The organism is Pseudomonas sp. SWRI22 (assembly GCF_014268395.2).
Taxonomy (GTDB): Bacteria; Pseudomonadota; Gammaproteobacteria; order Pseudomonadales; family Pseudomonadaceae; genus Aquipseudomonas; species Aquipseudomonas paracarnis.
In genome coordinates this window covers 346,764-367,427 of record NZ_JABWQK020000003.1, presented here as the reverse complement: position 1 = coordinate 367,427, position 20,664 = coordinate 346,764, and the positions used below count along the sequence as shown (strand labels likewise).

At 54.4% G+C, this 20,664-nt stretch carries 34 protein-coding genes; all 34 read right to left on the bottom strand.

The genetic code is table 11. The features are described 5' to 3' along the window. Positions 1–42: 42 nt before the first annotated feature. Positions 43–507 carry a bacterioferritin gene (bfr, locus tag HU730_RS24695; protein ID WP_003176400.1) on the bottom strand — a complete coding sequence of 155 codons (465 nt, stop codon included), beginning with the start codon at positions 505–507 and terminating at the stop codon, positions 43–45. 155 nt (positions 508–662) lie between these two features. Continuing rightward, complete coding sequence (locus tag HU730_RS24690; protein WP_044269390.1) at positions 663–2,111, bottom strand: catalase; 1,449 nt, start codon at positions 2,109–2,111, stop codon at positions 663–665. A gap of 237 nt (positions 2,112–2,348) precedes the next feature. Further along, positions 2,349–2,735, bottom strand: coding sequence for a 50S ribosomal protein L17 (rplQ, locus tag HU730_RS24685; RefSeq protein ID WP_003176402.1), 387 nt, complete (start codon positions 2,733–2,735; stop codon positions 2,349–2,351). A 41-nt stretch (positions 2,736–2,776) separates the two neighbouring features. Continuing rightward, positions 2,777–3,778: a DNA-directed RNA polymerase subunit alpha gene (gene rpoA / locus HU730_RS24680; RefSeq protein ID WP_003176403.1), complete on the bottom strand. Its 1,002-nt coding sequence runs from the start codon at positions 3,776–3,778 to the stop codon at positions 2,777–2,779. Positions 3,779–3,800: 22 nt separating this feature from the next. Beyond that, positions 3,801–4,421 carry a 30S ribosomal protein S4 gene (gene rpsD, locus HU730_RS24675; protein WP_003176404.1) on the bottom strand — a complete coding sequence of 207 codons (621 nt, stop codon included), beginning with the start codon at positions 4,419–4,421 and terminating at the stop codon, positions 3,801–3,803. An 18-nt stretch (positions 4,422–4,439) separates the two neighbouring features. After that, positions 4,440–4,829: a 30S ribosomal protein S11 gene (rpsK, locus tag HU730_RS24670; RefSeq protein ID WP_002555466.1), complete on the bottom strand. Its 390-nt coding sequence runs from the start codon at positions 4,827–4,829 to the stop codon at positions 4,440–4,442. Between the two features lie 30 nt (positions 4,830–4,859). Next, positions 4,860–5,216: a 30S ribosomal protein S13 gene (rpsM, locus tag HU730_RS24665; RefSeq protein ID WP_003194635.1), complete on the bottom strand. Its 357-nt coding sequence runs from the start codon at positions 5,214–5,216 to the stop codon at positions 4,860–4,862. Positions 5,217–5,345: 129 nt separating this feature from the next. Continuing rightward, entirely contained in the window at positions 5,346–5,462 is a 117-nt protein-coding gene (rpmJ, locus tag HU730_RS24660) for a 50S ribosomal protein L36 (protein WP_002555468.1), read from the bottom strand. Between the two features lie 28 nt (positions 5,463–5,490). Then, positions 5,491–6,819 (bottom strand): preprotein translocase subunit SecY, encoded by a 1,329-nt coding sequence (gene secY, locus HU730_RS24655; RefSeq protein ID WP_003194637.1) that lies wholly within the window; start codon positions 6,817–6,819, stop codon positions 5,491–5,493. Further along, a complete protein-coding gene (gene rplO / locus HU730_RS24650) occupies positions 6,820–7,257 on the bottom strand; it encodes a 50S ribosomal protein L15 (RefSeq protein ID WP_003176407.1) in 438 nt (145 codons plus the stop codon). A 3-nt stretch (positions 7,258–7,260) separates the two neighbouring features. Then, positions 7,261–7,437, bottom strand: a complete 177-nt coding sequence (gene rpmD, locus HU730_RS24645; protein WP_003176408.1) for a 50S ribosomal protein L30 — start codon at positions 7,435–7,437, stop codon at positions 7,261–7,263. A gap of 2 nt (positions 7,438–7,439) precedes the next feature. Next, positions 7,440–7,940, bottom strand: a complete 501-nt coding sequence (gene rpsE / locus HU730_RS24640; protein WP_003176409.1) for a 30S ribosomal protein S5 — start codon at positions 7,938–7,940, stop codon at positions 7,440–7,442. A gap of 3 nt (positions 7,941–7,943) precedes the next feature. Beyond that, positions 7,944–8,294 carry a 50S ribosomal protein L18 gene (rplR, locus tag HU730_RS24635; RefSeq protein ID WP_003186037.1) on the bottom strand — a complete coding sequence of 117 codons (351 nt, stop codon included), beginning with the start codon at positions 8,292–8,294 and terminating at the stop codon, positions 7,944–7,946. Positions 8,295–8,304: 10 nt separating this feature from the next. After that, on the bottom strand, positions 8,305–8,838 hold the full coding sequence (gene rplF, locus HU730_RS24630) for a 50S ribosomal protein L6 (RefSeq protein WP_003194640.1): 534 nt from the start codon (positions 8,836–8,838) through the stop codon (positions 8,305–8,307). Between the two features lie 12 nt (positions 8,839–8,850). After that, a complete protein-coding gene (gene rpsH, locus HU730_RS24625) occupies positions 8,851–9,243 on the bottom strand; it encodes a 30S ribosomal protein S8 (RefSeq protein WP_003176413.1) in 393 nt (130 codons plus the stop codon). A 208-nt stretch (positions 9,244–9,451) separates the two neighbouring features. After that, positions 9,452–9,757, bottom strand: coding sequence for a 30S ribosomal protein S14 (gene rpsN, locus HU730_RS24620; protein WP_003176414.1), 306 nt, complete (start codon positions 9,755–9,757; stop codon positions 9,452–9,454). 13 nt (positions 9,758–9,770) lie between these two features. After that, a complete protein-coding gene (rplE, locus tag HU730_RS24615) occupies positions 9,771–10,310 on the bottom strand; it encodes a 50S ribosomal protein L5 (RefSeq protein ID WP_003194642.1) in 540 nt (179 codons plus the stop codon). A 22-nt stretch (positions 10,311–10,332) separates the two neighbouring features. Then, positions 10,333–10,647, bottom strand: coding sequence for a 50S ribosomal protein L24 (gene rplX / locus HU730_RS24610; RefSeq protein WP_003176416.1), 315 nt, complete (start codon positions 10,645–10,647; stop codon positions 10,333–10,335). A gap of 11 nt (positions 10,648–10,658) precedes the next feature. Continuing rightward, positions 10,659–11,027, bottom strand: a complete 369-nt coding sequence (gene rplN / locus HU730_RS24605; RefSeq protein WP_002555479.1) for a 50S ribosomal protein L14 — start codon at positions 11,025–11,027, stop codon at positions 10,659–10,661. 23 nt (positions 11,028–11,050) lie between these two features. Beyond that, positions 11,051–11,317, bottom strand: coding sequence for a 30S ribosomal protein S17 (gene rpsQ, locus HU730_RS24600; RefSeq protein WP_003194644.1), 267 nt, complete (start codon positions 11,315–11,317; stop codon positions 11,051–11,053). A 2-nt stretch (positions 11,318–11,319) separates the two neighbouring features. Continuing rightward, on the bottom strand, positions 11,320–11,511 hold the full coding sequence (gene rpmC, locus HU730_RS24595; protein ID WP_002555481.1) for a 50S ribosomal protein L29: 192 nt from the start codon (positions 11,509–11,511) through the stop codon (positions 11,320–11,322). After that, a complete protein-coding gene (rplP, locus tag HU730_RS24590; RefSeq protein ID WP_003176421.1) occupies positions 11,511–11,924 on the bottom strand; it encodes a 50S ribosomal protein L16 in 414 nt (137 codons plus the stop codon). The genes rpmC and rplP overlap by 1 nt, the downstream gene beginning before the upstream one ends. 12 nt (positions 11,925–11,936) lie before the next feature. Then, the gene (gene rpsC, locus HU730_RS24585; protein WP_003176422.1) at positions 11,937–12,623 is read right to left on the bottom strand and encodes a 30S ribosomal protein S3; all 687 of its coding nucleotides are present in this window, start codon (positions 12,621–12,623) and stop codon (positions 11,937–11,939) included. A gap of 13 nt (positions 12,624–12,636) precedes the next feature. Continuing rightward, entirely contained in the window at positions 12,637–12,969 is a 333-nt protein-coding gene (rplV, locus tag HU730_RS24580) for a 50S ribosomal protein L22 (RefSeq protein WP_003103908.1), read from the bottom strand. A gap of 11 nt (positions 12,970–12,980) precedes the next feature. Beyond that, the gene (gene rpsS, locus HU730_RS24575; protein ID WP_002555486.1) at positions 12,981–13,256 is read right to left on the bottom strand and encodes a 30S ribosomal protein S19; all 276 of its coding nucleotides are present in this window, start codon (positions 13,254–13,256) and stop codon (positions 12,981–12,983) included. 16 nt (positions 13,257–13,272) lie between these two features. Beyond that, the gene (gene rplB, locus HU730_RS24570) at positions 13,273–14,097 is read right to left on the bottom strand and encodes a 50S ribosomal protein L2 (RefSeq protein WP_003186055.1); all 825 of its coding nucleotides are present in this window, start codon (positions 14,095–14,097) and stop codon (positions 13,273–13,275) included. A gap of 14 nt (positions 14,098–14,111) precedes the next feature. After that, positions 14,112–14,411 carry a 50S ribosomal protein L23 gene (gene rplW / locus HU730_RS24565; protein WP_002555488.1) on the bottom strand — a complete coding sequence of 100 codons (300 nt, stop codon included), beginning with the start codon at positions 14,409–14,411 and terminating at the stop codon, positions 14,112–14,114. Continuing rightward, positions 14,408–15,010, bottom strand: coding sequence for a 50S ribosomal protein L4 (gene rplD, locus HU730_RS24560; RefSeq protein ID WP_003176424.1), 603 nt, complete (start codon positions 15,008–15,010; stop codon positions 14,408–14,410). Before rplD ends, rplW begins: the two co-directional genes overlap by 4 nt. A 12-nt stretch (positions 15,011–15,022) precedes the next feature. Beyond that, the gene (gene rplC, locus HU730_RS24555; RefSeq protein WP_003194649.1) at positions 15,023–15,658 is read right to left on the bottom strand and encodes a 50S ribosomal protein L3; all 636 of its coding nucleotides are present in this window, start codon (positions 15,656–15,658) and stop codon (positions 15,023–15,025) included. An 81-nt stretch (positions 15,659–15,739) separates the two neighbouring features. After that, positions 15,740–16,051, bottom strand: coding sequence for a 30S ribosomal protein S10 (rpsJ, locus tag HU730_RS24550; protein ID WP_003186070.1), 312 nt, complete (start codon positions 16,049–16,051; stop codon positions 15,740–15,742). Positions 16,052–16,209: 158 nt separating this feature from the next. Next, the gene (gene tuf / locus HU730_RS24545; RefSeq protein ID WP_005791980.1) at positions 16,210–17,403 is read right to left on the bottom strand and encodes an elongation factor Tu; all 1,194 of its coding nucleotides are present in this window, start codon (positions 17,401–17,403) and stop codon (positions 16,210–16,212) included. 30 nt (positions 17,404–17,433) lie between these two features. Then, positions 17,434–19,539 carry an elongation factor G gene (fusA, locus tag HU730_RS24540; RefSeq protein ID WP_003194651.1) on the bottom strand — a complete coding sequence of 702 codons (2,106 nt, stop codon included), beginning with the start codon at positions 19,537–19,539 and terminating at the stop codon, positions 17,434–17,436. A gap of 30 nt (positions 19,540–19,569) precedes the next feature. After that, entirely contained in the window at positions 19,570–20,040 is a 471-nt protein-coding gene (gene rpsG / locus HU730_RS24535; protein WP_002555493.1) for a 30S ribosomal protein S7, read from the bottom strand. A gap of 118 nt (positions 20,041–20,158) precedes the next feature. Beyond that, positions 20,159–20,530 (bottom strand): 30S ribosomal protein S12, encoded by a 372-nt coding sequence (gene rpsL, locus HU730_RS24530; protein ID WP_002555494.1) that lies wholly within the window; start codon positions 20,528–20,530, stop codon positions 20,159–20,161. Between the last annotated feature and the right edge of the window lie 134 nt (positions 20,531–20,664).

The window sequence follows — 20,664 nt, the reverse complement described above, 5'->3', positions numbered from 1 at the left end:
CCCGCCACTTTGCGGTGACAGGGGCTTTTTTTGTAACCGGAATCAGAACTGCGATTGCAGGTAATTTTCCAGGCCGATCAACTTGATCAGGCCCAACTGCTTTTCCAGCCAGTAGGTGTGATCTTCTTCGGTGTCATTCAACTGCACCCGCAATATTTCCCGGGTGACATAGTCGTTGTGCTGTTCGCAAAGCTCAATGCCCTTGCAGAGTGCGGCACGGACCTTGTACTCAAGGCGAAGATCGGCAGCGAGCATGTCAGGCACTGTGGTACCCACGTCTAGATCATCAGGACGCATACGCGGCGTGCCTTCGAGCATCAGAATGCGGCGCATCAGGGCGTCAGCGTGCTGTGCCTCTTCTTCCATTTCGTGGTTGATACGCTCATAGAGCTCGGTAAAGCCCCAGTCTTCGTACATACGCGAATGGATGAAATATTGGTCACGAGCTGCCAGTTCGCCCGTCAGCAACGTGTTGAGGTAATCGATTACGTCGGGGTGACCTTGCATCGCCCTACATCTCCCTGCTTGAAAGACTGTAGTTTGAACCATGCTGACTTGAAGGTCACGGGACAAACGGCAGAAAAGTGAAGATTTCCGGAGAAAAGTAGCTGAAATAACGCAAAAACCGCCCAAATGAGGGCGGTTCTGCTTATCGTTTAGAGTCAGTTAAGCGATACACCCAATGCCTTTGCAATTGCTTCTCCATAAGCCGGGTCGGCCTTATAGAAGTGCTGCAGTTGACGCTGGACCACATCGCTGGAAACCCCAGCCATTGCGCCCGCGATGTTATTGGTGAGCAACGCTTTTTGCTCATCATTCATCAGACGGAACAGCGCACCGGCGTGGCTGTAGTAGTCCGTATCTTCGCGGTGATCGTAACGATCGGCGGCACCGCTCAGGGCCAGTGCTGGCTCTGCATATTGCGGGGCTTGTTTTGGTGCGTCGGCATAGCTGTTTGGCTCGTAGTTCGGAGCCGCCCCACCATTGCTGCCGAAAGCCATGGAACCGTCACGCTGGTAGCTGTTAACCGGGCTACGTGGCGCGTTCACCGGCAGTTGCTGGTGGTTAGTGCCGACACGGTAGCGGTGAGCATCTGCGTAGGCGAACACCCTACCTTGGAGCATACGGTCTGGGGACAGGCCAACGCCTGGGACCATGTTGCTTGGGCCAAATGCAGCCTGCTCAACTTCTGCGAAGTAGTTCTGCGGATTACGGTTGAGCTCCAGCTCACCCACTTCAATCAACGGGAACTCTTTTTGCGACCAGGTCTTGGTCACATCAAACGGGTTCTCGTAATGGGCATTCGCCTGTGCCTCGGTCATGATCTGGATGCACACGCGCCACTTGGGGAAGTCACCGCGCTCGATTGCACCAAACAGATCGCGCTGGGCGTAGTCAGGATCGGTACCCGCCAAGCGGGCAGCCTCGGCCGGCGCCAGGTTCTTGATGCCTTGCTTGGTCTTGTAGTGCCACTTCACCCAATGACGCTCGCCCTGGGCATTGATCAGACTGTAAGTGTGGCTGCCGAAACCATGCATGTGGCGATAGCCGTCCGGGATGCCACGGTCCGAAAACAGAATGGTGACCTGATGCAGCGCCTCTGGTGAGTGCGACCAGAAGTCCCACATCATCTGCGCGCTTTTCAGGTTGCTCTGCGGCAGGCGTTTCTGGGTGTGGATAAAATCCGGGAACTTCAGCGGATCACGGATAAAGAACACAGGGGTGTTGTTACCGACGATGTCCCAGTTGCCTTCCTCGGTGTAGAACTTCAAGGCGAAGCCACGTGGATCGCGCTCTGTGTCGGCCGAACCGCGCTCTCCACCTACCGTGGAGAAACGCAGGAACGTAGGGGTCTGCTTTCCAACGGACTCGAACAATTTGGCGCTGGTGTATTGGGTAATGTCTTTTGTCACCGTGAAGGTCCCGAAGGCACCCGAACCTTTGGCGTGCACGCGACGCTCAGGGATATTTTCACGGTTGAAGTGAGCGAGCTTCTCGATCAGGTGAAAATCGTCGAGCAGCAAGGGGCCACGAGGGCCGGCGGAACGTGAGTTCTGATTGTCCGCAACGGGCGCGCCGCTGGCGGTGGTAAGGACTTTATTCTGGCTCATGCGCATCTTCCTCAGGTCGGGCTTGAAACTGCCGGCTAATCGGCTTGGAGGGAGTATTGACCATCCACATGACACCTACAAATTCATTAAATTGTAGGCTTCAATAGAAAATAACTACCAACATGCCCGACGCTCATAGTGAAGCGTGCCGCCTGAAGATTCTTGTACGTAACGCGCTTGTGTTACGCGCACAAAAAACCGGGCACTAGGCCCGGTTCTTCGTTGCAGCTTGTCGTATTACTCGGCGCTTACAGCTTCGCCGGCAGTAGCACGATCAACCAACTCGACGTACGCCATAGGCGCGTTGTCGCCAGCGCGGAAACCGCACTTGAGGATGCGCAGGTAGCCGCCCTCACGGGTAGCGTAACGCTTGCCCAGGTCGTTGAAGAGCTTACCAACGATAGCTTTCGAACGAGTACGGTCGAAAGCCAGACGGCGGTTAGCCAGGCTGTCTGTCTTGGCCAATGTGATCAGCGGCTCAGCAACGCGACGCAGTTCTTTAGCTTTCGGCAGTGTAGTTTTGATCAGCTCGTGCTCGAACAGCGACACCGCCATGTTTTGGAACATGGCCTTGCGGTGCGAGCTGGTACGGCTCAGGTGACGACCACTTTTACGATGACGCATGGTTCATTCCTTACCAAACTCACGTTCGGTGATTACGACGATCAGGCAGTCGCCTTGTCGTCCTTCTTAAGACTTGCAGGCGGCCAGTTGTCGAGGCGCATGCCGAGGGACAGACCGCGGGAGGCCAGAACGTCCTTGATTTCAGTCAAGGATTTCTTGCCCAGGTTCGGAGTCTTCAACAGTTCTACTTCGGTGCGCTGGATCAGGTCACCGATGTAGTAAATGTTTTCCGCCTTAAGGCAGTTAGCCGAACGTACAGTCAGTTCCAGATCGTCAACCGGGCGAAGCAGGATCGGATCGATCTCGTCTTCCTGCTCGATTACCACTGGTTCGCTGTCACCTTTGAGGTCGACGAACGCAGCCAACTGCTGTTGCAGAATGGTTGCAGCGCGGCGGATAGCCTCTTCAGGATCCAGGGTACCGTTGGTTTCCAGATCAATAACCAGCTTGTCCAGGTTAGTACGCTGCTCGACACGGGCGTTTTCCACCACGTATGCGATACGGCGAACCGGGCTGAACGAAGAGTCAAGCTGCAAGCGACCAATGCTGCGGCTTTCGTCTTCATCGCTCTGACGCGAGTCGGCCGGTTCATAACCACGACCACGAGCTACAGTGAGCTTCATGTTCAGGGCGCCGTTAGACGCCAGGTTAGCGATTACGTGATCGGGGTTAACGATCTCGACATCATGATCCAGCTGAATATCGGCAGCGGTAACCACCCCCGAACCCTTCTTCGACAAGGTCAGCGTAACTTCGTCACGGCCGTGCAGCTTGATAGCCAGACCTTTAAGGTTCAACAGGATTTCAATTACGTCTTCCTGTACACCTTCGATGGCGCTGTACTCGTGGAGCACACCGTCAATCTCGGCCTCGACTACTGCACAGCCGGGCATTGAGGACAACAGGATGCGGCGCAGCGCGTTGCCCAGGGTGTGGCCAAAACCACGCTCGAGAGGCTCGAGAGTAATTTTGGCGCGGGTTGGACTGACAACCTGCACATCAATGTGGCGGGGTGTCAGGAACTCATTTACCGAAATCTGCATGGATGCACCTATTTTCTAGCCCTTACTTGGAGTAGAGCTCGACAATCAGGCTTTCGTTGATGTCGGCGGACAGATCACTGCGAGCAGGAACGTTCTTGAAAACGCCCGACTTCTTCTCAGTGTCTACTTCTACCCATTCTACGCGGCCACGTTGGGCACACAGATCGAGAGCTTGGACAATGCGAAGTTGGTTTTTTGCTTTCTCGCGAACTGCGACCACGTCACCAGCACGAACCTGGTAGGACGGAACGTTTACGGTCTGACCGTTAACGCTGATCGACTTGTGCGATACCAGCTGACGGGATTCGGCACGAGTCGAACCAAAGCCCATACGGTATACAACGTTGTCCAAACGGCATTCGAGCAGTTGCAGCAGGTTTTCACCGGTTGCACCTTTCTTGCCAGCAGCTTCTTTGTAGTAGCCGCTGAACTGACGCTCGAGAACGCCGTAGATACGACGGACCTTCTGCTTTTCACGCAGTTGGGTGCCATAGTCGGACTGGCGACCGCGGCGTTGGCCGTGGATACCAGGTGCTGCTTCAATGTTGCACTTCGATTCGATCGCGCGCACGCCGCTCTTCAGGAAGAGATCGGTGCCTTCGCGACGAGCGAGTTTGCATTTTGGACCAATGTAACGAGCCATTCTTTACAATCTCCTGGATTACACGCGGCGCTTCTTCGGCGGACGGCACCCGTTGTGCGGGATTGGCGTCACGTCGGTGATGCTGGCGATCTTATAGCCACAGCCGTTCAAAGCACGGACAGCAGACTCACGACCTGGACCTGGACCTTTGACGTTAACGTCGAGGTTTTTCAGGCCATATTCCAGCGCAGCTTGACCAGCACGTTCAGCAGCTACTTGAGCAGCAAACGGGGTGGACTTGCGGGAACCGCGGAAACCCGAACCACCGGAGGTAGCCCAAGAAAGCGCGTTACCTTGACGGTCGGTGATGGTCACGATGGTGTTGTTAAAAGATGCATGGATGTGGGCGATGCCATCAACCACTGTCTTTTTAACTTTTTTACGAGGACGAGCAGCAGGTTTTGCCATGATAATTTTCCTGTCGATTCGCTGGGGCGATTACTTGCGGATCGGCTTACGCGGACCTTTACGGGTACGCGCGTTAGTCTTGGTACGCTGACCGCGTACTGGAAGACCACGACGATGACGCAGACCGCGATAGCAACCGAGGTCCATCAAACGCTTGATTTTCATGTTGATTTCGCGACGCAGGTCACCTTCAGTGGTGAACTTCGCCACTTCGCCACGCAGCTGTTCAATCTGCTCGTCGCTCAGATCCTTGATCTTAGCGGCTGGGTTTACCCCAGCAACTGCGCAAATTTTCTGCGCAGTAGTGCGACCAACACCATAGATGTAGGTCAGCGAGATAACAGTGTGCTTGTTATCTGGAATGTTAACGCCTGCAATACGGGCCATTCAGTGGGACTCCAATTGACAGCTACCTACGCCCCGGAAGCCAAGAAATAGGGCGCGAGATAATATCGCTGTAATAACAAATAATCAACCCGGCAGCGCACTAGCTGCCGGGCTTCAAGCGGATCACACTCAGCCTTGGCGCTGTTTGTGACGCGGTTCCGCGCTGCAAATTACTCGAACAACACCTTCGCGGCGAATAATCTTGCAGTTACGGCACAGCTTTTTCACCGATGCACGAACTTTCATCACCAACTCCTCGAACCTTATGGGGTACTCAGCGCAACATGCCGCTGCCGTAGCCCTTCAGGTTGGCTTTCTTCATCAGGGATTCGTACTGGTGCGAAACGAGGTGCGATTGTACTTGGGACATGAAGTCCATCACAACCACGACCACGATCAGCAACGAGGTCCCGCCAAGGTAGAACGGAACGTTTGCTGCAACCACCAGGAACTGGGGCAACAAGCACACGGCCGTCATATATAGAGCACCGAACAGGGTCAAACGGGTCAGAACGCCATCAATGTAGCGTGCCGACTGCTCACCTGGACGGATACCCGGAATAAAGGCACCGGACTTCTTCAGGTTTTCCGCTACGTCTTTCGGATTGAACATCAACGCCGTATAGAAGAAGCAGAAGAAAATAATCCCTGCACTAAACAGCAGAATATTCAACGGCTGACCAGGAGCGATCGACTGAGAGAGGTCCTGCAGCCAGCCCATATTTTCAGACTGACCAAACCAGGTACCCAACGAAGCCGGAAACAGCAAGATGCTGCTCGCGAAAATTGCCGGAATAACACCGGCCATATTCACTTTCAGCGGCAAGTGGCTGGTCTGCGCAGCAAAGACCTTACGGCCCTGCTGACGCTTGGCGTAGTGAACAGCAATACGACGCTGGCCACGCTCAATGAACACCACAAAACCGATAATCGCTACTGCCAGCAAACCGATGGCAACCAAGGCGAAGATATTGATATCACCCTGACGCGCAGACTCGAAAGACTGCCCGATTGCTCTCGGAAGACCGGCGACGATACCTGCGAAAATCAACATCGAGATACCGTTACCAACACCACGCTCAGTAATCTGCTCACCCAGCCACATCATGAACATCGCACCAGCCACAAACGTGGATACCGCGACGAAATGGAAGCCAAAGTCACCAGTGAACGCAACGCCCTGCCCTGCCAGGCCAACGGACATGCCGATAGCTTGAACCAGGGCGAGGACGACAGTGCCGTAGCGGGTGTACTGGCTAATCTTGCGACGGCCAGCTTCACCTTCCTTCTTCAACTGCTCCAGCTGCGGGCTGACGGCTGTCATCAGCTGCATGATGATCGATGCCGAGATATACGGCATGATCCCCAGTGCAAAGATGCTCATCCGCTCCAGCGCGCCGCCGGAAAACATGTTGAACAAGCTAAGAATGGTCCCCTCATTCTGTCGAAACAGGTCTGCGAGTCGGTCCGGGTTGATACCTGGAACCGGGATGTGTGCGCCTATTCGGTAGACGATAATCGCCAGGAACAGAAAACGCAGACGAGCCCAAAGTTCAGACATACCGCCTTTGCCGAGCGCTGAGAGAGCACCTTGCTTAGCCATTTATTCCTCGAACTTGCCGCCAGCTGCTTCGATAGCCGAACGCGCACCTTTGGTGGCGCCGATTCCCTTGCCGATAGTGACAGCGCGAGTCACTTCACCGGACAGCATGATTTTCACACGCTGTACGTTGACGTTGATCACGTTGGCATCTTTCAGGGTCTGCACAGTAACGATGTCGCCTTCCACTTTAGCCAGCTCGGACAGACGCACTTCTGCGCGGTCCATGGCTTTCAGGGATACGAAACCGAACTTAGGCAGGCGACGATGCAGCGGCTGTTGACCGCCTTCAAAGCCTGGAGCGATGGTGCCACCGGAACGGGAGGTTTGACCTTTGTGGCCACGGCCACCAGTCTTACCCAAACCGCTACCGATACCACGGCCCGGACGATGCTTTTCGCGACGGGAACCCGGCGCTGGACTCAGATCATTGAGTTTCATCGATTAACCCTCTACACGCAGCATGTAGTAAGCCTTGTTGATCATCCCGCGATTCTCGGGAGTATCCTGGACTTCTACAGTGTGACCGATGCGACGCAGACCCAAACCTTTAACGCACAATTTGTGGTTAGGGATGCGGCCGGTCATGCTTTTGATCAGCGTTACTTTAACGGTAGCCATGATCAGAAGATCTCCTTGACAGTCAGACCACGCTTGGCAGCGATGGACTCAGGAGATTGCATAGCCTTCAGACCCTTGAAAGTGGCGTGAACCACGTTTACCGGGTTAGTCGAGCCGTAGCACTTGGCCAGAACGTTCTGAACGCCAGCAACTTCGAGGACAGCACGCATAGCGCCGCCAGCGATGATACCGGTACCTTCAGAAGCAGGCTGCATGTACACCTTCGAAGCGCCGTGAGCGGACTTCATTGCGTACTGCAGAGTGGTGCCGTTCAGATCAACTTGGATCATGTTGCGGCGAGCAGCTTCCATTGCCTTCTGGATCGCGGCAGGCACTTCACGTGACTTGCCACGGCCGAAGCCAACACGCCCTTTACCATCACCCACCACGGTCAACGCGGTGAAAGTGAAGATACGGCCGCCTTTAACGGTTTTGGCTACGCGGTTAACTTGAACCAGCTTCTCAATGTAGCCTTCGTCGCGCTTTTGGTCGTTATTTGACATAACTTAGAACTCCAGCCCAGCTTCACGAGCAGCATCAGCCAGCGCTTTCACGCGGCCGTGGTACTTGAAGCCAGAGCGGTCGAAAGCCACTTGCGAGACGCCAGCGGCCTTAGCACGCGTAGCGACCAGCTGGCCAACCTTTGTGGCCGCGTCGATGTTGCCAGTGGCACCATCACGCAGTTCTTTATCCAAAGTCGAGGCGCTTGCCAGGACTTTGTTGCCGTCGGCCGAGATGACCTGGGCGTAGATGTGCTGCGACGAGCGGAACACGCAGAGACGCACGACTTCGAGTTCGTGCATTTTCAGGCGTGCTTTGCGAGCGCGACGCAGTCGAGTAACTTTTTTGTCGGTCATTTGCTATGCCCTACTTCTTCTTGGCTTCTTTACGACGGACGACTTCGTCCGCGTAGCGCACACCTTTGCCTTTGTACGGCTCTGGTGGACGGAAGTCGCGGATCTCAGCGGCCACTTGACCTACCAGCTGCTTGTCGATGCCCTTGATCAGGATATCGGTCTGGCTAGGAGTCTCAGCAGTGATGCCCGCTGGCAGTTCGTAATCCACTGGGTGCGAGAAGCCAAGGGCAAGGTTCAAAACCGTGCCTTTTGCTTGCGCTTTGTAACCAACACCGACCAGCTGGAGCTTGCGCTCGAAGCCTTGGCTTACGCCTTGGACCATGTTGTTTACCAACGCACGCGTGGTACCGGCCATTGCGCGAGTTTGTTGATCGCCATTGCGAGCAGCGAAACGCAGCTCACCAGCTTCTTCAACGATCTCAACGGACGAATGGATGTTCAGTTCAAGAGTACCCTTGGCACCCTTCACCGAAAGCTGTTGGCCTGCGAATTTGACTTCGACACCGGCTGGCAGCTTAACGGGGTTCTTAGCGACGCGAGACATGCTTATCCCCCCTTAGAACACAGTGCAAAGAACTTCGCCGCCGACACCGGCAGCGCGCGCAGCACGATCCGTCATCACACCTTTGTTGGTGGAGACGATAGACACGCCCAGACCGCCACGAACTTTCGGCAGATCTTCAGCGGACTTGTACTGACGCAGGCCTGGACGGCTAACGCGCTTCACTTCCTCGATGACCGAACGGCCTTCGAAGTACTTCAGCTCGATGGACAGCAGTGGTTTGATTTCGCTGCTGATCTGATAACCCGCAATGTAGCCTTCGTCTTTCAGGACTTTGGCAACAGCTACCTTCAACTTGGAAGATGGCATGCTTACGACGGACTTTTCAGCCATCTGGGCATTACGGATACGAGTTAGCATGTCCGCTAACGGGTCCTGCATACTCATGGGCTAGACGCTCCTAATACAAAAAAATTAGCCTTGCGGCTACATATGTCGCCGAGAATCTCCGAGCACAAAAAACACGGGCTCAGGCGAGCCGCGTATTTTAGACATACTCCAGAAATGAAACAAGCCCCAAAAGGGGCTTGATCCAGATTCAAGGTCACCGGCGGTCAGTATCTTGCGATTCCGACCACCTGGACGTTGAAAGTACTTACCAGCTGGCTTTAACCAGACCTGGTACGTCACCACGCATTGCCGCTTCACGCAGTTTGTTACGGCCGAGGCCGAACTTGCGGTAAACGCCGTGTGGACGACCGGTCAGGCGGCAGCGGTTACGCATGCGCGAAGCGCTTGCGTCACGTGGCTGCTTCTGCAGAGCAACTGTAGCTTCCCAACGCGCTTCTGGACTTGCGTTCAGATCAACGATGATTGCTTTCAGTGCTGCACGCTTCTTGGCGTACTTGGCAACCGTGAGCTGACGCTTCAGCTCGCGGTTTTTCATGCTCATCTTGGCCATGGTCCTACTCCAATCAGTTGCGGAACGGGAATTTGAACGCACGCAGCAGAGCGCGGCCTTCATCATCGTTCTTGGCAGTGGTGGTCAGGGTGATGTCCAGACCGCGGAGAGCATCGATCTTGTCGTAGTCGATTTCCGGGAAGATGATCTGCTCTTTAACGCCCATGCTGTAGTTACCACGACCATCGAAGGACTTGGCATTCAGGCCGCGGAAGTCGCGGACCCGAGGCAGGGAGATCGACAGCAGACGATCCAGGAATTCGTACATACGCTCACGGCGCAGAGTCACTTTGACGCCGATCGGCCAACCTTCACGGACTTTAAAGCCAGCGATGGATTTCCGAGCGTAAGTCACAACGACTTTTTGACCGGTGATCTTTTCCAGGTCAGCAACAGCGTGCTCGATGACTTTTTTGTCGCCGATCGCTTCGCCCAGCCCCATGTTCAGGGTGATTTTGGTGACGCGCGGAACTTCCATCACATTCCCGAGCTTAAGTTCTTCCTTAAGCTTAGGGGCGATTTCCTTCCGGTAAATCTCTTGTAGTCGTGCCATGGTCTAATCTACCTAGCAGTGTTCAAGCATCAACCGCTTTTTGGGTCGACTTGAAGACACGAATTTTCTTACCGTCTTCTACTTTGAAACCAACGCGGTCAGCCTTGTTGGTTTCGCCGTTGAAGATGGCGACGTTAGAAGCGTCCAGCGGAGCTTCTTTCTCGACGATACCGCCCTGCACGCCCGACATCGGGTTAGGCTTGGTATGACGCTTGACCAGGTTCAGACCACCGATAACCAGACGGTTATTGGCGAGAACCTTAAGCACCTTACCGCGCTTACCTTTGTCTTTGCCGGCGATCACGATGATCTCGTCGTCACGACGAATCTTTTGCATGTCGGATCTCCTTACAGCACTTCTGGGGCGAGCGAGACGATCTTCATGAACTTCTCAGTACGAAGTTCACGGGTCACTGGCCCAAAGATACGGGTGCCGATCGGCTCTTGCTTGTTGTTCAGAAGAACAGCAGCGTTGCCATCAAAGCGGATAATGGAGCCATCAGCACGACGTACGCCGTGACGAGTGCGGACTACAACAGCAGTCATCACTTGGCCTTTTTTCACCTTACCGCGAGGAATTGCTTCCTTCACGGTAACCTTGATGATGTCACCGATACCAGCGTAACGACGATGGGAGCCACCCAGCACCTTGATGCACATAACACGGCGAGCGCCGCTGTTATCGGCCACATCGAGCATGGATTGAGTCTGAATCATATAATTTCTCCGACCCCTAGTCCTTAGACTTCCACAGCGCGTTCGAGAACATCAACCAGTGCCCAAGACTTGGTCTTGGCCATCGGACGAGTTTCACGAATAGTGACTTTGTCGCCGATGTGGCACTGATTGGTTTCGTCGTGCGCGTGCAGCTTAGTCGAACGCTTAACATATTTACCGTAGATCGGGTGCTTAACGCGACGCTCGATCAAAACGGTGATGGTTTTGTCCATCTTGTCGCTGACAACACGGCCAGTCAGCGTACGGACAGTCTTTTCGGCTTCAGCCATGATCACTTACCTGCCTGCTGGTTGAGCACAGTCTTCACGCGAGCGATGTCACGCTTAACTTGCGAGAGCAGATGAGACTGCCCCAACTGGCCAGTTGCTTTCTGCATACGCAGATTGAACTGGTCGCGCAGCAGGCCGAGCAGTTGCTCGTTCAGCTGCTGTGCGGATTTTTCACGAAGTTCATTCGCTTTCATCACATCACCGTCCGTTTAACAAAGGAGGTGGCGAGCGGCAGCTTTGCAGCAGCCAGGGCGAAAGCCTCACGCGCCAGCTCTTCAGAAACACCCTCGATTTCATACAGGACTTTGCCTGGCTGAATCTGGGCTACCCAGTACTCCACGTTACCCTTACCTTTACCCATCCGAACCTCGAGAGGTTTTTTGGAGATCGGCTTGTCCGGGAATACACGGATCCAGATCTTGCCGCCACGTTTTACGTGACGGGTCAGAGCACGACGCGCTGACTCGATCTGACGAGCGGTGAGACGACCACGAGCTACAGACTTCAGCGCGAACTCGCCGAAGCTGACTTTGCTACCGCGCTGAGCCAGACCACGGTTGTGGCCTGTCATCTGCTTGCGGAACTTCGTACGCTTAGGTTGCAACATTTGGCGTACCCCTTACTTAGCAGCTTTTTTACGAGGCGCTGGTGCTTGTGGTTTCAGTTCTTCTTGGCGACCACCAATTACTTCGCCTTTGAAGATCCAAACCTTTACACCGATCACACCGTAAGTGGTGTGAGCTTCGTAGTTGGCATAGTCGATGTCGGCACGCAGGGTGTGCAGTGGCACACGACCTTCGCGATACCATTCAGTACGTGCGATTTCAGCACCGCCGAGACGACCGCTCACTTGGATTTTGATGCCTTTGGCACCAATGCGCATGGCGTTCTGTACGGCGCGCTTCATAGCGCGACGGAACATTACGCGACGCTCCAGCTGCTGAGCTACGCTCTGCGCAACCAGCATACCGTCGAGCTCCGGCTTGCGGATCTCTTCGATATTGATGTGCACAGGCACACCCATTTGCTTGGTCAGGTCCTGACGCAGTTTCTCAACATCTTCACCTTTCTTCCCGATAACGATACCTGGACGAGCGGTGTGGATGGTGATACGTGCAGTTTGCGCCGGACGATGGATATCGATACGGCTTACGGACGCGCTTTTTAGTTTGTCTTGGAGATACTCACGCACCTTCAGATCAGCGAACAAATAGTCCGCATAAGTCCGACCGTCTGCGTACCAGACGGAGGTGTGCTCCTTGACGATTCCCAGGCGAATGCCAATGGGATGTACTTTCTGACCCATCTCTTCGACTCCGTTACTTGTCAGCAACCTTGACAGTGATATGGCAAGACCGCTTGACGATGCGATCAGCACGGCCTTTGGCACGTGGCATGATGCGCTTCAGCGAACGCCCTTCGTTGACGAAAACGGTGCTGACCTTCAGGTCATCAACGTCTGCGCCTTCGTTATGCTCGGCGTTGGCTACGGCCGACTCCAGCACTTTCTTCATGATCTCGGCGGCTTTCTTACTGCTGAAAGCCAACAGGTTGAGCGCTTCGCCCACCTTCTTCCCGCGGATCTGGTCGGCGACCAAGCGGGCTTTCTGGGCGGAGATTCGAGCGCCCGACAACTTAGCGGCTACTTCCATTTCCTAACCCCTTAACGCTTGGCTTTCTTGTCTGCCACGTGCCCACGATAAGTGCGGGTACCGGCAAACTCGCCCAGTTTGTGGCCGACCATGTCTTCGTTAACGAGAACTGGGACGTGTTGACGACCGTTGTGTACTGCGATGGTCAGACCGACCATTTGTGGCAGGATCATCGAACGACGCGACCAGGTCTTAACTGGTTTGCGATCGTTCTTTTCCGCCGCCACTTCGATCTTCTTCAGTAGGTGAAGATCAATAAAAGGACCTTTTTTCAGAGAACGTGGCACTGTCGTATCCCTCTATTTACTTGCGACGACGGACGATCATTTTGTCGGTACGCTTATTACCACGAGTCTTCGCGCCCTTAGTCGGGAAGCCCCATGGCGATACCGGATGACGACCACCAGAGGTACGACCTTCACCACCACCGTGTGGGTGGTCAACCGGGTTCATGGCAACACCACGAACGGTTGGGCGAACGCCACGCCAGCGTTTGGCACCAGCTTTACCCAACGAACGCAGGCTGTGCTCGGAGTTCGAGACTTCGCCCAGGGTCGCACGGCATTCAGCCAGTACTTTACGCATCTCACCAGAACGCAGACGCAGGGTCACGTAGACACCTTCACGAGCGATCAACTGAGCCGAAGCACCAGCGGAACGAGCGATCTGTGCGCCTTTACCTGGCTTCAATTCGATGCCGTGTACGGTGCTACCAACTGGAATGTTACGCAGTTGCAGAGCGTTGCCCGGCTTGATCGGTGCCAGAGCACCTGCGATCAGCTGGTCGCCAGCACTCACGCCTTTAGGGGCGATGATGTAGCGACGCTCGCCATCTGCGTACAGCAGCAGAGCGATGTGAGCAGTACGGTTTGGATCGTATTCGATACGCTCGACAGTGGCAGCGATGCCATCTTTGTCGTTGCGACGGAAGTCGACCAGACGATAATGCTGCTTATGGCCACCACCGATGTGACGAGTGGTAATACGACCATTGTTGTTACGACCACCAGACTTCGATTTTTTCTCGAGCAGCGGTGCGTGAGGAGCGCCTTTATGCAGCTCCTGGTTGACCACCTTGACCACAAAACGGCGGCCAGGGGAAGTCGGTTTGCATTTAACGATTGCCATGATGCACCCCTTCCTTACTCAGCACTGCTGCTGAAATCGAGATCTTGGCCTGGCTGAAGGGAGATAACCGCCTTCTTCCAGTCATTACGCTTGCCCAGACCGCGAGCAGTGCGCTTGCTCTTACCCAGAACATTCAGGGTAGTAACACGCTCTACTTTCACGCTGAACAGGCTTTCGACGGCCTTCTTGATTTCCAGCTTGGTTGCGTCAGTTGCAACCTTGAAAACGAACTGGCCTTTCTTGTCAGCCAGAACCGTAGCCTTTTCGGAAACGTGCGGGCCAAGCAGAACTTTAAATACGCGTTCCTGGTTCATCCCAGCAGCTCCTCGAATTTCTTCACGGCCGACACGGTGATCAACACCTTGTCGTATGCGATCAGACTAACTGGATCGGAACCTTGCACGTCACGTACATCAACGTGTGGCAGGTTGCGAGCAGCCAGGTACAGGTTCTGATCAACAGCTTCGGACACGATCAAAACGTCGGTCAGGCTCATGTTGTTCAGTTTGCCCAGCAGATCTTTGGTTTTTGGACTTTCAACAGCGAAGTCCTGAACCACGACCAGACGATCAGTACGCACGAGTTCAGCAAGGATGGAGCGCAGTGCTGCGCGGTACATCTTCTTGTTGAGCTTCTGAGAGTGATCCTGTGGACGAGCTGCGAAAGTGGTACCGCCGCCACGCCAGATTGGGCTACGGATAGTACCGGCACGAGCACGGCCAGTGCCTTTCTGACGCCAAGGGCGCTTACCGCCACCACGTACGTCGGAACGGGTCTTTTGCTGCTTGCTACCTTGACGGCCGCCGGCCATGTAGGCCACGACTGCTTGGTGAACGAGCGTCTCGTTGAATTCGCCGCCAAATGTCAGTTCGGAAACTTCGATCGCTTGAGCGTCATTTACATTTAATTGCATGTCAGCTTCCCCTTAACCGCGAGCCTTGGCCGCTGGACGTACAACCAGGTTGCCGCCAGTAGCGCCAGGAACAGCACCCTTGACCAACAACAGATTGCGTTCAGCGTCGACGCGCACTACTTCGAGGGACTGCACGGTCACGCGCTCAGCGCCCATATGACCGGACATTTTTTTGCCCTTGAATACACGACCAGGAGTCTGGCACTGGCCAATAGAGCCCGGGACGCGGTGGGAAACGGAGTTACCGTGAGTGTTGTCTTGACCACGGAAATTCCAACGCTTGATCGTACCCTGGAAGCCTTTACCCTTGGACTGACCGGTTACATCAACCAGTTGACCAGCGGCGAAGATTTCAGCGTTGATCAGATCGCCAGCCTGGTAGTCGCCGTCTTCAAGACGGAACTCCATGACAGTACGACCAGCTGCAACGTTTGCTTTAGCGAAGTGACCTGCTTGAGCAGCAGTCACGCGCGAAGCACGACGCTCGCCGACAGTGACTTGCACTGCACGATAGCCATCGGTTTCTTCAGTTTTGAACTGGGTGACGCGATTCGGTTCGATCTCAATGACCGTGACCGGAATGGAGACACCTTCTTCGGTGAAAATACGGGTCATACCGCATTTACGACCGACTACACCAATAGTCATGTTGTAAACCTCATGAGTGTACGGGGCTTTCACCCGCTATGGCCGCCCATTTCAGAGCGTTACACGACTAAGACCCAAGTCTTAGCCGAGGCTGATCTGTACTTCCACACCGGCCGCCAGATCGAGCTTCATAAGTGCATCAACGGTTTTATCCGTTGGCTGGACGATGTCCAGTACGCGCTTATGAGTACGGATCTCGTACTGGTCACGCGCGTCTTTGTTGACGTGCGGGGAGACCAGAACGGTGAACCGCTCTTTACGGGTAGGCAGTGGAATTGGACCACGCACTTGAGCACCAGTACGTTTCGCGGTTTCCACGATTTCCTGGGTGGATTGGTCGATCAGGCGATGGTCAAAAGCCTTCAACCTGATACGGATTTGCTGATTTTGCATTGGATTTCAGACTCCGGCTGCTATTCCCACCGGGCGCAATACGCCCGTTAAAAGGAGGCGCAATTCTATAGACGCCCTAGATAGGTGTCAACCCAATAAAAAAGGCCCCCGCTAAGCGGGGGCCTTTTCAAAACATCAGAGCTCACTCAAAAGAGAGATTACTCGATGATTTTAGCTACAACGCCAGCACCAACGGTACGGCCGCCTTCACGGATAGCGAAGCGCAGACCGTCTTCCATTGCGATGGTTTTGATCAGGGTAACAGTCATTTGAATGTTATCGCCTGGCATTACCATTTCAACGCCTTCTGGCAATTCGCAGTTACCGGTCACGTCAGTAGTACGGAAGTAGAACTGTGGACGGTAGCCTTTGAAGAACGGAGTATGACGGCCGCCTTCTTCTTTGCTCAGAACATAAACTTCTGCGGTGAACTTGGTGTGCGGCTTGACCGAACCCGGCTTAACCAGAACCTGGCCACGCTCAACGTCGTCACGCTTGGTACCACGCAGCAGAACGCCGCAGTTCTCGCCAGCACGACCTTCGTCGAGCAGTTTGCGGAACATTTCAACACCGGTGCAGGTGGTGACAGTAGTGTCACGCAGACCAACGATTTCCAGTGGATCCTGAACGCGAACGATACCGCGCTCGATACGACCAGTCACAACAGTACCGCGACCGGAGATCGAGAATACGTCTTCGATTGGCATCAGGAACGGCTTGTCGGTCAGACGAACTGGTTCTGGGATGTAGCTGTCCAGAGTTTCAACCAGTTTACGAACGGCAGTGGTGCCCATTTCGTTTTCGTCGTTGCCTTCCAGAGCCATACGAGCAGAACCGATGATGATCGGAGTGTCGTCGCCCGGGAAGTCGTAAGTGCTCAGCAGATCGCGCACTTCCATCTCAACCAGTTCCAGCAGCTCAGCGTCGTCTACCAGGTCAGCCTTGTTCAGGAAAACCACGATGTACGGAACGCCAACCTGGCGGGACAGCAGGATGTGCTCACGGGTTTGTGGCATCGGACCATCAGCGGCCGAGCAAACCAGGATAGCGCCGTCCATCTGGGCAGCACCAGTGATCATGTTCTTCACGTAGTCAGCGTGACCTGGGCAGTCAACGTGAGCGTAGTGACGAATAGTCGAGTTGTACTCAACGTGCGCGGTGTTGATGGTGATACCACGAGCTTTTTCTTCTGGTGCGCTGTCGATCTTGTCGAAGTCAACACGAGCCGAACCGAAAACTTCGGAGCAGACGCGAGTCAGAGCAGCGGTCAGAGTGGTTTTACCGTGGTCAACGTGGCCGATGGTGCCAACGTTTACGTGCGGTAGGGAACGATCAAATTTTTCTTTAGCCACGACAATTAACTCCTTGCCTAAAGGACTGAATCAGCCTTGTTTTTTGGATACAGTTTCAGCGATGTGCGCCGGAGCTGTGTTGTATTTTTTGAATTCCATAGAGTAGCTTGCGCGACCCTGGGACATGGAGCGAACGTCGGTCGCATAACCGAACATCTCACCCAACGGAACCTCGGCGCGAATCACTTTGCCGGAAACCGTGTCTTCCATACCCAAGATCATGCCGCGACGACGGTTAAGGTCGCCCATGACATCACCCATATAGTCTTCAGGTGTAACAACTTCTACCGCCATGATTGGCTCAAGCAACTCACCACCGCCCTTCTGGGCCAGTTGCTTGGTTGCCATGGAAGCAGCCACCTTAAACGCCATCTCGTTGGAGTCGACGTCGTGGTAAGAACCGTCAAAAACGGTTGCTTTCAGGCCGATCAGCGGATAGCCGGCAACAACACCGTTCTTCATCTGCTCTTCGATACCCTTCTGGATAGCAGGGATGTATTCCTTAGGAACAACACCACCTACTACTTCGTTCACGAATTGCAGACCTTCCTGACCTTCGTCAGCAGGAGCAAAACGGATCCAGCAGTGACCGAACTGACCACGACCGCCGGATTGACGAACGAACTTGCCTTCGATTTCACAGTTCTTCGTGATGCGCTCACGATAGGAAACCTGAGGCTTACCGATGTTGGCTTCGACGTTGAACTCACGGCGCATCCGGTCAACCAGGATGTCCAAGTGCAGCTCGCCCATGCCGGAGATGATCGTTTGACCAGTCTCTTCATCAGTCTTGACGCGGAAAGATGGATCTTCCTGAGCAAGCTTGCCCAGAGCGATACCCATTTTTTCCTGGTCATCCTTGGTCTTAGGCTCTACGGCAACCGAAATAACCGGCTCCGGGAAGTCCATGCGAACCAGGATGATTGGCTTGGCAGCGTCGCACAAAGTCTCACCAGTGGTGACGTCCTTCATGCCGATCAGGGCCGCGATGTCACCAGCGCGTACTTCCTTGATCTCTTCACGGGCGTTTGCGTGCATTTGCACCATACGACCCACGCGCTCTTTCTTGCCTTTAACCGAGTTGATCACGCCGTCGCCGGAGGCCAACACGCCCGAGTAAACGCGAACGAAGGTCAAAGTACCCACGAATGGGTCGGTAGCGATCTTGAACGCCAGAGCCGAGAACGGCTCGTTGTCATCGGCGTGACGCTCCATTTCTTCTTCCTCGTTATCAGGGTTGGAACCCTTGATAGCAGGAATGTCGGTTGGAGCAGGCAGGTAGTCGATAACGGCGTCGAGAACCAGGGGAACACCCTTGTTCTTGAACGAGGAACCGCAAACAGCCAAGACGATCTCACCAGCGATAGTACGCTGACGCAGAGCGGCCTTGATTTCCACGTTGGTGAGCTCTTCACCTTCGAGGTATTTGTTCATCAGCTCTTCGCTGGCTTCGGCAGCAGCCTCAACCATATTGTTGCGCCACTCGTCAGCCAGTTCCTGAAGTTCTTCAGGGATAGGCTTACGAACAGGAACCATACCCTTGTCGGAATCATTCCAGTAAACAGCTTCCATGTTGATCAGATCGATCTGACCCTGGAAGTTGTCTTCGGAACCGATAGCCAACTGGATAGGCACCGGAGTGTGACCCAGACGCTGCTTGATCTGACCGATCACGCGCAGGAAGTTGGCACCAGCACGGTCCATCTTGTTTACATAAACAAGACGTGGAACACCGTACTTGTTGGCTTGACGCCATACGGTTTCCGACTGAGGCTCAACACCCGAGGTGCCGCAGAACACAACGACAGCGCCGTCGAGTACGCGCAGGGAACGTTCAACTTCAATGGTGAAGTCTACGTGGCCCGGGGTATCGATTACGTTGAAGCGATGCTCGTCTTTGTACTGCTTCTCGGAACCTTTCCAGAAGGCGGTAATAGCAGCAGAAGTAATGGTAATACCACGCTCCTGCTCCTGAACCATCCAGTCTGTGGTCGCGGCGCCGTCATGCACCTCGCCCATTTTGTGACTTTTGCCGGTGTAAAACAGTACGCGCTCGGTGGTGGTGGTTTTACCAGCATCCACGTGAGCGACGATACCGATGTTACGGTAGCGGCTAATCGGAGTAGTACGAGCCATAAAGCCCTCGCAAAATTAGTGAAGCTAAAATTAGAAGCGGTAGTGCGAGAAAGCTTTGTTGGCTTCAGCCATACGGTGCACGTCTTCACGCTTCTTAACAGCAGCACCTTTACCTTCAGCAGCGTCCAACAGTTCGCCGGCCAAACGCAGAGCCATAGACTTCTCGCCGCGCTTACGGGCGAAGTCTACCAACCAGCGCATTGCCAGAGCGTTACGACGGGACGGGCGAACTTCAACCGGAACCTGGTAAGTAGCACCGCCTACACGGCGCGACTTCACTTCGACCAGCGGAGCGATGGCGTCGAGAGCTTTCTCGAAGATTTCCAGGGGGTCGCTGTTCTTGCGTTCTTTAACCTTTTCCAGCGCGCCATAAACGATACGCTCGGCAACGGCTTTCTTGCCGCTTTCCATCACGTGGTTCATGAACTTGGCCAGGATTTGGCTTCCGTATTTTGGATCGTCAAGCACTTCGCGCTTGGCTGCTACGCGTCTTCTTGGCATGGATAAGCCCTCAAACGGTCTTCAGGTTCGCTCGGAATCGGTGCCCTTTCGGGACGCCTCCGACCTTACTCTTATCGACTCAGAAAATAAGATGATTCAGGTTTACAAAAAGCCGCTACTACTTAGGCTTCTTGGTACCGTACTTCGAACGACCCTGGTTACGACCTTTAACGCCGGAAGTATCCAAGGAACCGCGTACGGTGTGATAACGAACACCTGGCAAGTCTTTTACACGACCGCCGCGGATCAGTACCACGCTGTGCTCTTGCAGGTTGTGGCCTTCACCGCCGATGTACGAGGAAACCTCGAAACCGTTGGTCAGACGCACACGGCATACTTTACGCAGTGCCGAGTTAGGTTTTTTCGGCGTGGTGGTATACACACGGGTGCATACGCCACGACGTTGCGGGCAGTTCTGCAGCGCAGGTACGTCGGATTTCTCGACGATACGCTTACGCGGCTGACGTACCAGCTGGTTGATAGTTGCCATCTACTAGCTCCACTGTTGTCTTGCGACGCTATTGTCTTGCAAGAAAAGCAAAATGGCAGGAACGAATTCCCGCCAAATTTAGGGGTACAAGAGTCTAAAGAGGATCTTGTCCCCAGTCAAGGCAAGGCCCCGAC

Coding starts and splice junctions, on each gene's coding strand:
- bfr (WP_003176400.1), bottom strand. CDS start 507: ATGCAAGGTCACCCCGACGTAATCGATTACCTCAACACGTTGCTGACG.
- HU730_RS24690 (WP_044269390.1), bottom strand. CDS start 2,111: ATGAGCCAGAATAAAGTCCTTACCACCGCCAGCGGCGCGCCCGTTGCG.
- rplQ (WP_003176402.1), bottom strand. CDS start 2,735: ATGCGTCATCGTAAAAGTGGTCGTCACCTGAGCCGTACCAGCTCGCAC.
- rpoA (WP_003176403.1), bottom strand. CDS start 3,778: ATGCAGATTTCGGTAAATGAGTTCCTGACACCCCGCCACATTGATGTG.
- rpsD (WP_003176404.1), bottom strand. CDS start 4,421: ATGGCTCGTTACATTGGTCCAAAATGCAAACTCGCTCGTCGCGAAGGC.
- rpsK (WP_002555466.1), bottom strand. CDS start 4,829: ATGGCAAAACCTGCTGCTCGTCCTCGTAAAAAAGTTAAAAAGACAGTG.
- rpsM (WP_003194635.1), bottom strand. CDS start 5,216: ATGGCCCGTATTGCAGGCGTTAACATTCCAGATAACAAGCACACTGTT.
- rpmJ (WP_002555468.1), bottom strand. CDS start 5,462: ATGAAAGTTCGTGCATCGGTGAAAAAGCTGTGCCGTAACTGCAAGATT.
- secY (WP_003194637.1), bottom strand. CDS start 6,819: ATGGCTAAGCAAGGTGCTCTCTCAGCGCTCGGCAAAGGCGGTATGTCT.
- rplO (WP_003176407.1), bottom strand. CDS start 7,257: ATGAAACTCAATGATCTGAGTCCAGCGCCGGGTTCCCGTCGCGAAAAG.
- rpmD (WP_003176408.1), bottom strand. CDS start 7,437: ATGGCTACCGTTAAAGTAACGCTGATCAAAAGCATGACCGGCCGCATC.
- rpsE (WP_003176409.1), bottom strand. CDS start 7,940: ATGTCAAATAACGACCAAAAGCGCGACGAAGGCTACATTGAGAAGCTG.
- rplR (WP_003186037.1), bottom strand. CDS start 8,294: ATGACCGACAAAAAAGTTACTCGACTGCGTCGCGCTCGCAAAGCACGC.
- rplF (WP_003194640.1), bottom strand. CDS start 8,838: ATGTCTCGCGTCGCTAAGAACCCCGTTAAGCTGCCAGCCGGTGTCGAA.
- rpsH (WP_003176413.1), bottom strand. CDS start 9,243: ATGAGTATGCAGGACCCGTTAGCGGACATGCTAACTCGTATCCGTAAT.
- rpsN (WP_003176414.1), bottom strand. CDS start 9,757: ATGGCCAAGATGAGCATGAAAAACCGCGAGCTGAAGCGTCAGCTCACG.
- rplE (WP_003194642.1), bottom strand. CDS start 10,310: ATGGCACGACTACAAGAGATTTACCGGAAGGAAATCGCCCCTAAGCTT.
- rplX (WP_003176416.1), bottom strand. CDS start 10,647: ATGCAAAAGATTCGTCGTGACGACGAGATCATCGTGATCGCCGGCAAA.
- rplN (WP_002555479.1), bottom strand. CDS start 11,027: ATGATTCAGACTCAATCCATGCTCGATGTGGCCGATAACAGCGGCGCT.
- rpsQ (WP_003194644.1), bottom strand. CDS start 11,317: ATGGCTGAAGCCGAAAAGACTGTCCGTACGCTGACTGGCCGTGTTGTC.
- rpmC (WP_002555481.1), bottom strand. CDS start 11,511: ATGAAAGCGAATGAACTTCGTGAAAAATCCGCACAGCAGCTGAACGAG.
- rplP (WP_003176421.1), bottom strand. CDS start 11,924: ATGTTGCAACCTAAGCGTACGAAGTTCCGCAAGCAGATGACAGGCCAC.
- rpsC (WP_003176422.1), bottom strand. CDS start 12,623: ATGGGTCAGAAAGTACATCCCATTGGCATTCGCCTGGGAATCGTCAAG.
- rplV (WP_003103908.1), bottom strand. CDS start 12,969: ATGGAAGTAGCCGCTAAGTTGTCGGGCGCTCGAATCTCCGCCCAGAAA.
- rplB (WP_003186055.1), bottom strand. CDS start 14,097: ATGGCAATCGTTAAATGCAAACCGACTTCCCCTGGCCGCCGTTTTGTG.
- rplW (WP_002555488.1), bottom strand. CDS start 14,411: ATGAACCAGGAACGCGTATTTAAAGTTCTGCTTGGCCCGCACGTTTCC.
- rplD (WP_003176424.1), bottom strand. CDS start 15,010: ATGCAATTAAATGTAAATGACGCTCAAGCGATCGAAGTTTCCGAACTG.
- rplC (WP_003194649.1), bottom strand. CDS start 15,658: ATGACTATTGGTGTAGTCGGTCGTAAATGCGGTATGACCCGTATTTTC.
- rpsJ (WP_003186070.1), bottom strand. CDS start 16,051: ATGCAAAATCAGCAAATCCGTATCAGGTTGAAGGCTTTTGACCATCGC.
- fusA (WP_003194651.1), bottom strand. CDS start 19,539: ATGGCTCGTACTACTCCGATTAGCCGCTACCGTAACATCGGTATCGTC.
- rpsG (WP_002555493.1), bottom strand. CDS start 20,040: ATGCCAAGAAGACGCGTAGCAGCCAAGCGCGAAGTGCTTGACGATCCA.
- rpsL (WP_002555494.1), bottom strand. CDS start 20,530: ATGGCAACTATCAACCAGCTGGTACGTCAGCCGCGTAAGCGTATCGTC.